This window comes from Candidatus Azobacteroides pseudotrichonymphae genomovar. CFP2 (assembly GCF_000010645.1).
GTDB lineage: Bacteria > Bacteroidota > Bacteroidia > Bacteroidales > Azobacteroidaceae > Azobacteroides > Azobacteroides pseudotrichonymphae.
In genome coordinates this window covers 672,934-686,760 of record NC_011565.1, presented here as the reverse complement: position 1 = coordinate 686,760, position 13,827 = coordinate 672,934, and the positions used below count along the sequence as shown (strand labels likewise).

Sequence of the window (13,827 nt, the reverse complement as noted above, 5' to 3'; positions counted from 1 at the left end):
TTTATTATTTCAACCCTACCCTACACAATGTTTCTCTTCTAATTCATATTTTATAGTAAAAAACAATCACGCATCTTCTGTATGAATCCAGTTTGGTATATACCAAAAATTCCTTATCTAACAAAATATACAAGCATTATAATCCATTTCTTATCTCATAACTTATAAAAAAATAGTAGTATTGTAAGAAAGGATAATTGCATTTTTTATGTATGCTATGTGTATGCTATAAAAAACTAATTACAAGATCCTTATCAATAATAACTGAAGAATTACACAATAGTGAATCTATGTATTATGCATCTTTTAAATTATTTATTTTTGACCATTTGTGCCATAAATTCGGCTTCGCACACTAAACGTTCACCTATAAAACAGCGTCCCTTCATATTAGCCATCCCCCTACGAATATCGCTAATAAATTTTAAGTGAAATATCAACGTATCACCTGGGACAACTTTTTGACGGAATTTAACAGCATCTATTTTCATAAAATAAGTAGAATAATTGTGTGGATCCTCTAATGTATTCAATACTAATAACCCACCTACTTGAGCCATTGCCTCTACAAGCAAAACACCTGGCATTAAAGGTTCTTGAGGAAAATGTCCTTGAAAGAATGGTTCATTAACAGAAACATTTTTAACACCTACAATATGTTTTTCACCAATTTCAATGATCTTATCTACCAATAAAAAAGGATATCGATGAGGTAAGAGTTCTTTAATACGGTTAATATCCATTAAAGGAGTTTTATTCGGATTGTATTCAGGAGCTTGTATTTCATTAGGTTTTACATCTTTGCGTATAAGCCGTGCCATACGGTTATTAATCTTATGTCCAGGACAAGTAGCAATAATCCGCCCGCGTATAGGCCTGCCAACCAAGGAAATATCCCCCAAAATATCCAATAATTTATGTCGAGCAGGTTCATTGGAATAAGCTAGTGACCTACTCATAATATATCCTAACTGCACAACATCTTTACGAACTACATTCATTTTTTCCGCCAATAGATCTAATCGTTCTTGAGTTATTTGTCGATCGTAAATAATAATAATGTTATCAAGATCACTCCTTTTAATCAAGTTATTTTTTATTAGAGATTCTACTTCTCTCACAAATACAAAAGTACGACTAGCTGCTACTTCTTTTTTAAAATCTTTCAAACAATTGAGCGTAGCAAACTGACTACTGAAAACAGTTGAATCAAAAGACATGAGTGTATTAATCACCAAATGGTCATCAGGAAGTAACACAATACTCGAGCCTTCAACCTCATCGCAAACTTCCATTTTATTTTTTACAATGTAATACTCCCGGTCAACCTTTTGCTCTTCTAATCCAACTCGCTCAATTTCATTGACATAAGGCATAGAAGTACCATCAAGAATAGGAAATTCTGATGCATTTACTTCCACCAAACAATTATCTACTTGCAAGGCATATAATGCAGCAAAAGCATGTTCAACAGCATTTACTTGTATCCCATTATCAGAAATAGTAGTATCCTGCAAAGAATCAATCACATTCTCGGCTACAGCATTAATTATGGGTTGTCCATCTAAATCAGTACGTCTAATCTTATAACCATGGTTTTCAGGTGCTGGATAAAAAGTGATATGCACAGTCCGTCTGCTATGAGAACTTTGCCCCGAGAGAGAAAAAAAATCTTTAAGTGTGTGTTGTTTGTTCATTTCATGCCAATTTTTAATACGTTTACAAAATATTTTTTTTGAATTCAGATACCTTAAATTAATCCTATATTGATTTTTACTTTCTCTCTAACATTTAGAATGCAAATACCTGAGATGTAGAACAAAAAATTTATACAATCAATAAATTTTCATTGAAAATTGATCATACCCTTAATACCATAAAATTTATTCGTTATTCGATACAGTATCAAACTTGCAGAAGTAGAAACTTCCAATGTTAGTTCATCAGCAGAAAAAAGCTATCCTTCCCTAATAGTTAATATAAAGGTCGTTTCAAAATGTATTGTCAAATCAAAAACTGTAATTAAACAGGTTGTACTTTATCTGAATACAATTATTCCCAATATAAATAATATCCAATTTGGAAATATCAAATGCCTCCACACTTTTTACTGATATATTAGTAAAAAATAGGAAATTGAATTCTGCCCTTTAATTGGTTATTTTCGAACGAAACAAAGTTTGTTCCCAATCTTATCTTAACTTAAGAAGAATCTACAGCAAATTGCTTTGCTTCTATAGAAAACGTTATCTAACAACATATATTTTTTGATTAAAAAATTGAGCAATGTTTTTACACAATTTCCATCTGTACAAACAGAAACAAAATTCATATGTTTTTTTGAAAGCATTTTCCATGTCCAATCTGTCTCATTGTAGAAAAAGCAGTATTAATCCCCCTTTATTTATTCCGCATTATAAAACTTCATCAACCCAATTGTTCGGTACTTCTATTCTTCAGTTTCAAATAAAAGATCTAGAATATTGAGTAGAAGAGTAATACTCCAACCAACACCATAAACATTTTAATAAACTCATATTCTCCTTATTTCGGAGAAATCCACCTCCTACATCGAATAATAGTTGACCTATAAATACCTCTTGTTGATATAGTCTATGAGAAATTAAATGTCTATTTAATGTTCTTTCCTTAAGACAAGTAATTAATTCTTCTTCTTTTTTAGAACAGTTTAAAACTATTTACAAACGTAAAATAAAAAAATAATCATTCTCCTAGAGAGAAACTAAGTAAAGCAATTACCTATTTTCAATAGAATTCCAAATAGTTACTCCCAAAAGACTTCGGAAGTCTTTGTAATCTTACTTTCCAATAACTCTTGCATACCTTCTAATAAAGCTCTTTACACTTTTATTTGGAATTCTAATAATTTCACCAATCAAAACGGAGTTAGCAAAAGTCCCTTAGCCTTAAAAAAGATCCTTCTTCTAATGTAAATTAATCACATCTCAGTCGAAAAAGTCGAAGTTTTTGCCAAAAAAACTATATCCATCACATAAAAATCCCCATTAATACTTATAAAGAACAATAGTTTAATTTAATTCGAAACTTTTCAAAAGATTAATGTCGATATAAGAAACATTTCGATTGGAATATCTCTTATTTGTTAGAAAGGATTCATTTTTTACCCTCTTTCATTCTTTCTTTCAACTCTACCAATTCGGAAATATTACCTAATACAGGTTTCTCTAATGACTCTCGAGAAGAGACTGCGTCTCCTCCCTTATCATTTTCTTTGTCTACATTAGTTGTTGCTTTCTCTCTACGTTGTTCATCTTCGTAAATACGACTATGAGAAAGAATTATTCGTTTTGCATCCTTATTGAATTCTATAATTTTGAAATTCAACTTTTCATCCAGTAATGCTTGAGAACCATCTTCCTTTACTAAATGTTTTGGAGTAGCAAATCCTTCCACCCCGTAAGGTAAAGAAACAACAGCGCCTTTATCAAGTAACTCAATAATAGTTCCTCCATGTATCGATCCAACTGTAAAAACTGTTTCAAACACATCCCATGGATTTTCTTCTATCTGCTTGTGCCCCAAACTCAAGCGACGATTATCTTTATCAATTTCTAACACTTGCACATCAATATCGCTACCAATAGAAGTTACCTCATTTGGATGTTTGATCTTTCTAGTCCATGAAAGGTCAGAAATATGAATTAATCCTTCAATACCTTTTTCGATTTCAACAAATACACCGAAACTAGTAAAATTGCGTACTTTAGCAGTGTGTCTGCTACCAACTGCGTATTTATCATTAATATTTTCCCATGGATCATTTTTCAATTGCTTAATACCCAACGACATTTTCCTCTCTTCGCGTTCCAAACTCAAGACAACAGCTTCTATTTCATCTCCAACTTTCACAAATTCTTGAGCACTCTTCAAATGTTGCGTCCAAGTCATTTCCGAAACATGAACAAGCCCTTCAATACCTGGAGCTATTTCAACAAATGCTCCATAATCAGCAACAACAACCACTCTCCCCTTTACAACATCACCTACCTTTAAATTTTCATCTATATTATTCCAAGGATGAGGTGTCAATTGTTTCAATCCAAGAGCAATTCTTTTCTTTTCATTATCAAAATCAAGAATAACTACATTTTTTTTTTCATCTAATTGAACTATCTCTTCCGGGTGCGACACACGCCCCCAACTTAAATCGGTAATATGTATCAAACCGTCTACACCACCCAAATCAATAAATACCCCATAATTGGTAATATTTTTAACCGTACCCTCTAGAATTTGACCTTTCTCAAGTTTTGAAATAATATCCTTTTTTTGTTGCTCTATCTCAGCCTCAATAAGAACTTTGTGAGAAACAACTATATTCTTGGATTCCTGATTGATTTTAACAATCTTGAATTCCATAGTTTTATTTACAAACACATCATAATCACGTATAGGTTTAACATCAATTTGAGAGCCAGGTAAAAATGATTCTATTCCAAAAATATCAACAATCATACCTCCTTTAGTACGACATTTGACATAACCATTAATAACTTCACTATTTTCAAATACTTCATTCACTTTGTCCCATGAACGAATATAAAGAGCCCTTTTATGAGAAATAAGTAATTGACCATTTTTATCTTCCTGATTTTCAATATACACCTCTACCTCATCCCCCACTTTCAAATCAGGACAATAACGAAATTCCGATGCTGAAACCACACCATCAGATTTGTAACCAATATCAATAAACACTTCTTTTTTAGTAATAGCTGTCACTTTACCCACAACTACCTCATTGTTTTTAACTTTCCCGATCGTTTGACTATAAGTTGCTACTAATTGATCTCTACTTATTCCATCATAAATTTCTTCGTTTCCACAAATATCCCAGTCAAAATTTTTATTAAGGTCATCTGTCTTTGCTATTTCCAGATTTTCCCCACCAATTTTTTCTGCCAATTGCTTTTTATTCAATTCTTCACTCATTTTTGTTTGATAAAATAATTTTAAGTCGAATTTTATTTATTGTCATATATTTCATACACTTTATCGCACGAAACAAAGATTGCTGTAACGTATATTGAACAAAGTTTCAAAGCAACAAAGAACTTCCCAACATTTTTCTGAGAAAACGGAAAACGAGAATTGCAAACAAACCCTAATTCATTCCAATTTACGTCATTGAGTTTATTTTCCAATATTTCAATATCTATTTCTTGATTTTTAGAAAAAAAAGCAAGAGTAAAACTATCATAATCCTTATAACTATCATAATCCTTATATAGATGAATAAAATGGTCTTTTATTACGATTCTTTGTATTAACGTATCAACATAATATCCGATGTAAATCAGATACACTGATGAATTTGTTTTCACTGCTAGTAATTTTTGATCAAAATATTCAATTTTATTTTTTATAAAGGTTATTCTTCAAACTCTGTAAAAGTCAGAGACCTCTCCAATTTGCATTTCATCAGAAAATAATAATCAATCCCTATCTCCTTTTTTCCCTAAGTCCTGTTTTAATTCTCCAAACGAACTCAACTACTACATTCTACTTCATTAGAAAAATTAAGGTATTCCCATTAAAACATAGTACAACCTAATTTATAGTTTAGATTATCTTTTTCACGTACTATTAGCTTAATTTTGATTCATTGCAGAATAAAATGTACTTTTATCAGTAACAGGGAATCATAGCTTCCCTAAAAATTGTACATCTTCTTTTTTCAATAATCACAAGTATTTCCCAAAACTTTAAGAATATTATTTGCTTTTGTTGTCGTAAATGTAAAAAATAAATCAAATAAAAATAATCGCTAATGTTAAGTGAATTTGGCAATTATGTTCATAAAACCATGCTTACACAATTTTTTTATTAACTAAAAAACGTGGCAAATTTTGTACATATAAATCTCACCAAATATATCTAAGTATCTTTTGACAACTATAAAATCCCGATTTTTTTTGTAGTTTGTGACCCAATTGATTTTAATTGCAAAACACAATTAATTATTTTTCCACGTTCTATTCTTCAATATCCTTCATATATCATAAATTAATCGTTACTGATATATCAGTAACGATTAATTTATGATATAAAGAAATTCATACGCCTGTTTGTTATTGCAAATAACAACTATCAAAAACACAAGCAATAAATAAAAATTCAATCAGTCTAAGTAATTTAGACAATCATTACTACTCCAGACAAAATTTATTGAAAATATGAAGAAACCTCTTGAAGAAAAACAAAAAATAGGCCGTACTCCATATAAATACTCCTATCATCAATACCACGAATATTACAATGGCCCATTGTTTTACAATCTTGAATACAAAGGCATATTGAGGATCCCTCTCTAAAAATGAAACCCATTTACTATTAAAATATCTAAATAATACAGTCCCCAAGACGATACTCATCCCTAAATACAATATTAATAATACTATTCTCGCTAATAATACTTCCATTTATATTTCTAATTAAATCCCCAGCTTCAATTTAAAGAAAAAGTCACACTAAACCAAAAAACAATTTCATCATACTAGAAAAATTAAGATAGATTAAATTTAATTGCTATTCACATCTATAAAAATCCAACGAAAAATAACGTAGCCTCTCATATAGAGAGATACTCAAACGCGTGCAAACATAATAAAAACTCACAATAATTGCAATCATGATAGTAATCATATAGTAATCATATCAGTTGCGTAACTACAAAAGTATACATTACACCTCTACTATAACATTACGGTGAAACTCCCGAAGAGCAAAGTTTGCCTTTTCCATTACCTATTTCAAAGTTTTTAACCGTATTATTATATAATTCACCAGCTTGATATATCCTCTATTATTCCCACTTCATAAGTCATAAGGTCAATATTTATATCAACCCTAATCAAATTTTTCAATCTCAAGTAATTACTACTTACAAAACAAACAACCAGCACTTAAATATACCTGCAGTAAAATAACATTTATTCATTTAATTGTACCTGTTGCCAATTTTAATTGGCCCGAATCCCCTTGTAATGATTAAACATAAGTACTGGCAAATAACACAAATAAAAACTCTTCTCTTTCATAAAGTATTCTATTTTAGCTTGTTTTTTACTCTAGTAACTCACCTTAAATCAATCCAAATATTGGATTTATCCCTGTCTCAATACCTTTTTTGCTCCCATCTTCCCAAATCAAACGATTCCTACTATAACATCTTCTACGTGAGGCATATTGTTCAGAATGGGTGTACATCTTGCTCAAATACGAATTTCCTATGTCCATTCATGTTCTGAATCAACTTTTCTATCACCTTGAGATGATTTGATTAGAAATTTCCAAATAACGGACTCATCTCATTCATATCAGGTTTAAAATTTCTATTCTTCTCATGCTCGCTTGATATGTTCTCCCACATACTATAATATTCATCCAAGATTCTTTAATTATAGTAAAAACTAATTTAATTTATAAAAATTTAAAAAAGATGAAGAGATCGATTTTTTATATATGAATTATTATTTTTTCTTCTTGTTCATTACCTTGAATGGTTTCATAACGACTTACACTCAATATTATTCCAAAACAAATACAATTAATAAGAGTGGAAGTTCCACCACGGCTAATCAACGGCAATGTTTGTCCAGTAACAGGTATAAGATTAACAGCCACTGCCATATTAGCCAATGCTTGGATAACCAAAGCCAAAGCAATTCCCATAACCATAAACATAGAAAAAAGTTTTTTAGAACATTTGGCTATTACACCAACTCTTATAAAGAGAACTATATAGAGCAAAAGAACTACCAACCCTCCTATTAATCCAGTTTCCTCAATAATAATTGCATAAATAAAATCAGAATAAGCTTGAGGAAGAAAATCTCTTTCGCTACTGTTACCCAATCCCTTTCCCAAAATTTGCCCATTAGAAACGGCAATATTAGCATGAGCTATCTGATAATTATCGTCAGTTATTGCAAAATTGGAATTACTTAAGTCAATGCTTACTTTAAAATCTATAAAACGAGCTTCCCATGTCTTGATACGAGGGAAAATTCCATCTAAATAATTATAGGGGACATATTTAATGGTATAATAAAAAACAGCTCCCAAAAAAACAATTTCACTACTCAATATCAACATACGCCTAACAGAAATTTGCCCTATAAACATCATCAAATAGATTATTCCAGCCAACATAATTGCTGTGGAACCGTTATCTAAAAAAATAACAGCACAAACTCCCCCCATAACTATCAATATCCAATAAAAAATTTTTTTTTCATTATCGGAGTTTTTTTTACTAAGCAAAAAAGAAGTGAATACTATTAAACTCAATTTGGCCATTTCGGAAGGTTGAAAAGAAATACCCACTACATCAATCCAACGATATGAATTGTTGATAGAATTACCTAAAAATCGAGCAGCAAGCAACAACAAAAAAATAATCGGTAAAAAAAAACCTAATAAACTAAAATATCTAGGCGGAATAGAATGTGTTATCAACACCAATCCCCAACCCATCAGTAGAAACATAATATGTCGAGAAATAGGTTGCCAATAATCGGTATGAAAAGTCAAAGTACTCGAAGCACTGTATACTTCCACAATAGAAATAATACATAAAAACAGAAATACCATCCATATTACTCGGTCACCTCTACATATTTTATTGATAAAATCCACAATAGTAAATTCAAATTACTAAAGATTACAGACATATTTCTTAAACTGCTTCCCTCTATCCTCATAGTTTTGAAATAAATCAAAACTTGAACAACAAGGAGAAAGTAATACAGTATCCCCCTCTTGAGCTATTTTATATGCATATTGAATGGCTTTTTTCATAGAATCAACATCATATATGACATTTACTTTTCCATCAAAAAAATCATGAAGTTTAGAATTATCAACACCCAAAAAAATCAAAGCCCTACACTTCTCCCTAACTAATCCTTCTATTTCCGAATAATCATTTCCCTTATCCACTCCACCAAGAATTAAAATGATCGGCGTTCTCATACTCTGCAAAACATAAAAACAAGAATTAACATTAGTAGCTTTGGAATCATTAATATAATCTACACCCTTTATATGAGCAACTTTTTCCATACGATGTTCTATTGCTTTGAAATTCAAAAACGAATGCTCGAGCATTTCATCCTTTACACCCAACAATTTAGCCACCGCAGTAGCAGCAAGAGAATTATACAAATTATGTTTCCCTCTCAAAACCAAATATTTTTGAGGCATAGAAAACATACCATTGGCGGTTTCTACTTTTATATTTCCATTTTCCGTATAAGCTTTTACTCCTACTTGTTTTTGTTCAGAAAAAGGATAAAAAGTAACTGTAGGTTTCATTTTCTGAATCTCTCGAGCAATTACCAGATCATCACTCCAATAAATAAAAATATCATTCTTTGTTTGATTTTGAATGATACGCATTTTTGAATTTATGTAATTTTGTATTTCATACTCATAACAATCTAAATGGTCAGAAGTGATATTTAGTAAGACAGCTATATCTGCTTTGAAATGATACATACCATCCAACTGAAAACTACTTAGCTCGATTACATAATAATTACAGTCTTTTTCCGCTACCTGCATAGCTAGGCTTTTCCCTACATTCCCTACAAGAGCAACATCAAATCCAGCATATTTTAAAATATAATAGATAAGTGTAGCTGTTGTAGTTTTACCATTGCTTCCAGTAATACAAATAGTTTTCGCTTTTGTATAATACCCGGCAAACTCTATTTCAGAAATAATTGGAATATTTCTTTCTTTCATTTTTTCTATAATAGAAATTTTATTGGAAATACCCGGACTTTTAATAATTCTATCAGCATTTAGAATTTGCTCCTCACTGTGTCGCTTTTCTTCATAAAGAATCCCATACTTTCCTAAAATATCTTTATGTGACTTTTTTATTTCGGATATATCAGAAACGAACGTATCGAACCCTTGTTTCTTTGCCAATACTGCTGCTCCTACACCACTTTCTCCTGCTCCAAGTATAACTATACGAGAAACATTTTTTTTATTAAAATCATTCATCTATCAAAAAAAACAAGTATTCGCAATATAACATTCATCAATCCTACATTACACACATTTATTCCTTAAATAAAATTTCACTGCAACTTATATAACTAAAACTCTACTCAACTTTTGCATAAGTACTTTTTTCACCCACCTAAAATATCAAATACATCCACTATTTTTAAAAATATTATTACCTAATATGCCATTAATATATGCCATCAATTTTACTTCCGTCTTCTTTCATTCTCTACTTTTATCTCTATTAATTGACTATTCAATTTTTATTACTTGACTAAAATACGATGGGAACTAATAGTAAAGTCCTTATTAAATTCTACCCAATAAAGGTTAGTATTAATAAATCCACTATAATTATTCAATCTTTCAAAATAAAAACTAGTCTGAATACCCAAATAATCCGATTTATTAATATTCTCAGCCAATGAAATACCATACTTGTTAAGTAACTGTATAAAAAACATTCCCATATCGTAACCCAGCATTCCATACCTAGGATAACTATTAATCAAATTTTTAGAATACCAATATCGATAACTATTGCAAAAGGATTTGACTTTTTGAGAAGTAAAATCAGCATAGAAAATACTATAAAAAACAACATTGAAACGAAAAAAATCACTGGTTTGTTTCATGCCATAAACTTGCCAAGCAGGATATCCAAACAAAGAAATGGAAAAGTAGGTCCTACTTTCTTTCTTTATTTTCAATAAACAAATCAATTTTGCCAAAATATCTTGCCCATCATCAGAAAGAACAAATACATTATTCTTATTACCATCTAATACTTTTATTACATCAGAATAAGCTGGATTTGAATCTCCAATAACTTTGTAAGCTATTTCCCTCAATTTTAGATCTTTTTGAACAATGTCTACAAAATCCATCTTATTACCCGAAAAGTTTGGACTATAAAAGATAATATTAGCGTCTTTGTATTTAGAACAAAAGGCAGCAGAAACTCTGGAATATAGATACGGTTGAGGCGTGTTAATTTGATAAGTATTAGAATGAAACAATGGTTCATCACACTTGGAAGTAAAAGGTATAACATATGGAATATTATATTTATCACTAAAATCAGAAATCAGTTTGATTTGTTTTCCGGTCACCCCCCCAATAATTAAATTTACGCTTTGTATACAAGGATTATTAAATATACTTTGCAGCGAACTTATTTCCGAACCAATATCAAAAACTTGTAAACTAACCGAAATGCCATTTGCTTTAATATCCCTTAAAGCAACTAACAAACCTTCGTAATACTCCAACATATGCCTACCCCTAATATTTTTATATGTTCTATCCTTCAATCCAAAAGGCAATAACAAAGCCACTTTAACCATATGGACTCCTTGTGACTCATTGATACAAGTATCTCTCTTACTAACTGGAATACAGATGGTCTTACCAGTGGTAAATGTTTCAATAGATAATTTTGGATTGACTTCCAAAATGTCCTCCTCTTTCACCCGATATTTTTGTGAGACCGAATACAAAGTCTCTTTGGATTGAATAATATGATAAAAAAATAAATCAGACTTCGACGGAATTTTTAATTGAGTTCCTACTTTAATCCCTATTTCACTTTTAGGATTTAAATGATAAATATCCTCTAAAGGAATACCATACATCTTAGAAAGTGAATAGACCGTTTCTCCTTGCCTAACGGTATGTTGAAAATAATCTTCACTTTGTGCAAATAAAACAGATTTTGCACAAAAAACTTGCTCAAATTTTAGACTAGAAAAAAGAATAGTTACGAACAATAAAAAAACGAACATTTTTTGTGACATAAATACCATTGTCTATTTATTCCTAAATTATCTATATACATCCCAAACACTAAAAATAAATATAATTCACAACCTTCAAATTTGAAGGTTAACCAATTCAAAATAAAATAAAAGGAAACTATGAAACTATAAAAAGAAAATACAAATGAAATTAATTAAATACATTGTTTAATAGCAGAATTACTTACATGAGAGACCTTCATTGATTGGCATCATTTACGAAATAATTACAGGATCAAAAGGGATCACTCCAACAACTGATAACAAATATTTCTCTCAACATATACTTATAACCAACATTAGCAAATAGCACCTTTCTTAAATCACAGTTTAGATAAATGTTTATAATTAAGAACATTTATATTATATCTTTTGATTCGCAATCCCATAACTCTTTCACTAATTCCTAATTGAAAAGCAGATTTAGCCACATTACCCCTATTAGCTATTAATGTATCCATAATCATTTGCCTTTCTACTTTACCCAATACCAAATCTAAACGTCCCACTTTTACTGTATCAGAAGAAACACCTGTTTGTAATGAAGGAGGTAAATTATAAGAATGAATTACATCATCAGTAGTTAAAATCATTGCTCGTTCTATAACATTTTCCAATTCACGGACATTGCCTGGCCAAGAATACATCATCAACATATCCAATGCCCCACTTGTAATTCGTTTGACATTTGTTTGGTTTTGTTTATTAATTTTTTGAATAAAATGATCCGTAAGAATAGTTATATCTGCTCGTCGTTCACGAAGCGCAGGAACATAAATTGGAAAAACATGAATACGATAATATAAATCTTCGCGAAAAGTATTGTTTTGTAACATTTCTTCCAAATTACGATTAGTTGCAGTAACAATACGAACATCAGTTTGAATAGTATGCGTTCCACCAATACGTTCAAATTGCCTTTGTTGCAAAATACGAAGTAGTTTCACTTGAACAGAAAAAGGAATGTCTGCTATTTCATCAAGAAAAATAGTACCTCCATCTGCTAATTCAAATCGTCCACTATGTTGTCTTTCAGCTCCAGTAAAAGCCCCTTTTTCATATCCAAATAATTCACTTTCAATCAAGTTTTCAGGTAAGGCCGAACAATTCACTCTCACAAAAGGTTTCTTAATACGAGAGGATGCCTTGTGAATAGCTTCAGCTATCAATTCTTTTCCAACTCCGCTCTCCCCTCGAATAATTACAGTACTATTAGTCGGTGCCACCCGCTTAACAAGTCCATATAATTCTCTCATCAAAGCGGAATTACCTACCATATTATCGGGGCGAAAGGGTTTTTCAATCGATTGCGATTGCAACAATTGATTTTCCCGACGTAATTCTTCTAATTCTTCAATATGACGACGACGTACAGAAATATGTTTGCCAATAAGAGAACCAATAATTGTTAAAATTTTTTCTTCATAAGAAAAATCCATTCCTCTATCATTTACTTTATGTATAGAAAGCGTTCCAACTAGTTCATTCTTATTAATGACAGGAACACACAAAAAAGCCATTGGTCTTTCTGTAGAAACAATACCTGTTCTATTGAGAAAAACACTATCTTTTGAAATATCAGAAATAATTGCCGGTTTTCTTGTCGCTGCGACACGACCAATAATACCTTCGCCTGTTTGATAAATTGCTTTCATTTTTTCTTCGGCAGTCAAACCATAAGAAACACTTGTCATAAGCATACCTGAAAGACGATCGTGCAAAGTAATCATACCTACAAAAGCTTTTAGAAAACCACAAAGATTTTTCAAAATCCCTTCCAAAGCATCCTTAGGATCTTCCATTTCATTTAACAAATCACCCATATTAGATAGAAATGTCAAATCAGCTTCAGCACAGCATTTCCCCCTCCCTATTCTATCACAAATCATATACAAATTGTCATATTATCATAAAATATTTCTATTGAATTACAAGCTATAATGAAAAAAATGTGACTTTATACTAT

General features: G+C 30.7%; 7 protein-coding genes. All 7 read right to left on the bottom strand.

What is annotated here, in order from left to right; all coding sequences use genetic code 11:
- Positions 1-311: 311 nt before the first annotated feature.
- Positions 312-1,697 carry a bifunctional UDP-3-O-[3-hydroxymyristoyl] N-acetylglucosamine deacetylase/3-hydroxyacyl-ACP dehydratase gene (locus CFPG_RS02775; RefSeq protein WP_012573504.1) on the bottom strand — a complete coding sequence of 462 codons (1,386 nt, stop codon included), beginning with the start codon at positions 1,695-1,697 and terminating at the stop codon, positions 312-314.
- A gap of 1,438 nt (positions 1,698-3,135) precedes the next feature.
- Positions 3,136-4,974: a 30S ribosomal protein S1 gene (gene rpsA / locus CFPG_RS02770; protein ID WP_012573503.1), complete on the bottom strand. Its 1,839-nt coding sequence runs from the start codon at positions 4,972-4,974 to the stop codon at positions 3,136-3,138.
- A gap of 32 nt (positions 4,975-5,006) precedes the next feature.
- Positions 5,007-5,366: a hypothetical protein gene (locus CFPG_RS02765; protein ID WP_012573502.1), complete on the bottom strand. Its 360-nt coding sequence runs from the start codon at positions 5,364-5,366 to the stop codon at positions 5,007-5,009.
- Between the two features lie 2,134 nt (positions 5,367-7,500).
- Complete coding sequence (locus CFPG_RS02755) at positions 7,501-8,682, bottom strand: FtsW/RodA/SpoVE family cell cycle protein (protein WP_012573501.1); 1,182 nt, start codon at positions 8,680-8,682, stop codon at positions 7,501-7,503.
- A gap of 18 nt (positions 8,683-8,700) precedes the next feature.
- Complete coding sequence (gene murD, locus CFPG_RS02750) at positions 8,701-10,059, bottom strand: UDP-N-acetylmuramoyl-L-alanine--D-glutamate ligase (RefSeq protein ID WP_012573500.1); 1,359 nt, start codon at positions 10,057-10,059, stop codon at positions 8,701-8,703.
- 272 nt (positions 10,060-10,331) lie between these two features.
- Complete coding sequence (locus tag CFPG_RS02745) at positions 10,332-11,861, bottom strand: PBP1 and LysM peptidoglycan-binding domain-containing protein (RefSeq protein ID WP_265347957.1); 1,530 nt, start codon at positions 11,859-11,861, stop codon at positions 10,332-10,334.
- A 323-nt stretch (positions 11,862-12,184) separates the two neighbouring features.
- Positions 12,185-13,750, bottom strand: a complete 1,566-nt coding sequence (locus CFPG_RS02740; protein ID WP_012573498.1) for a sigma-54-dependent Fis family transcriptional regulator — start codon at positions 13,748-13,750, stop codon at positions 12,185-12,187.
- Positions 13,751-13,827: the final 77 nt, after the last annotated feature.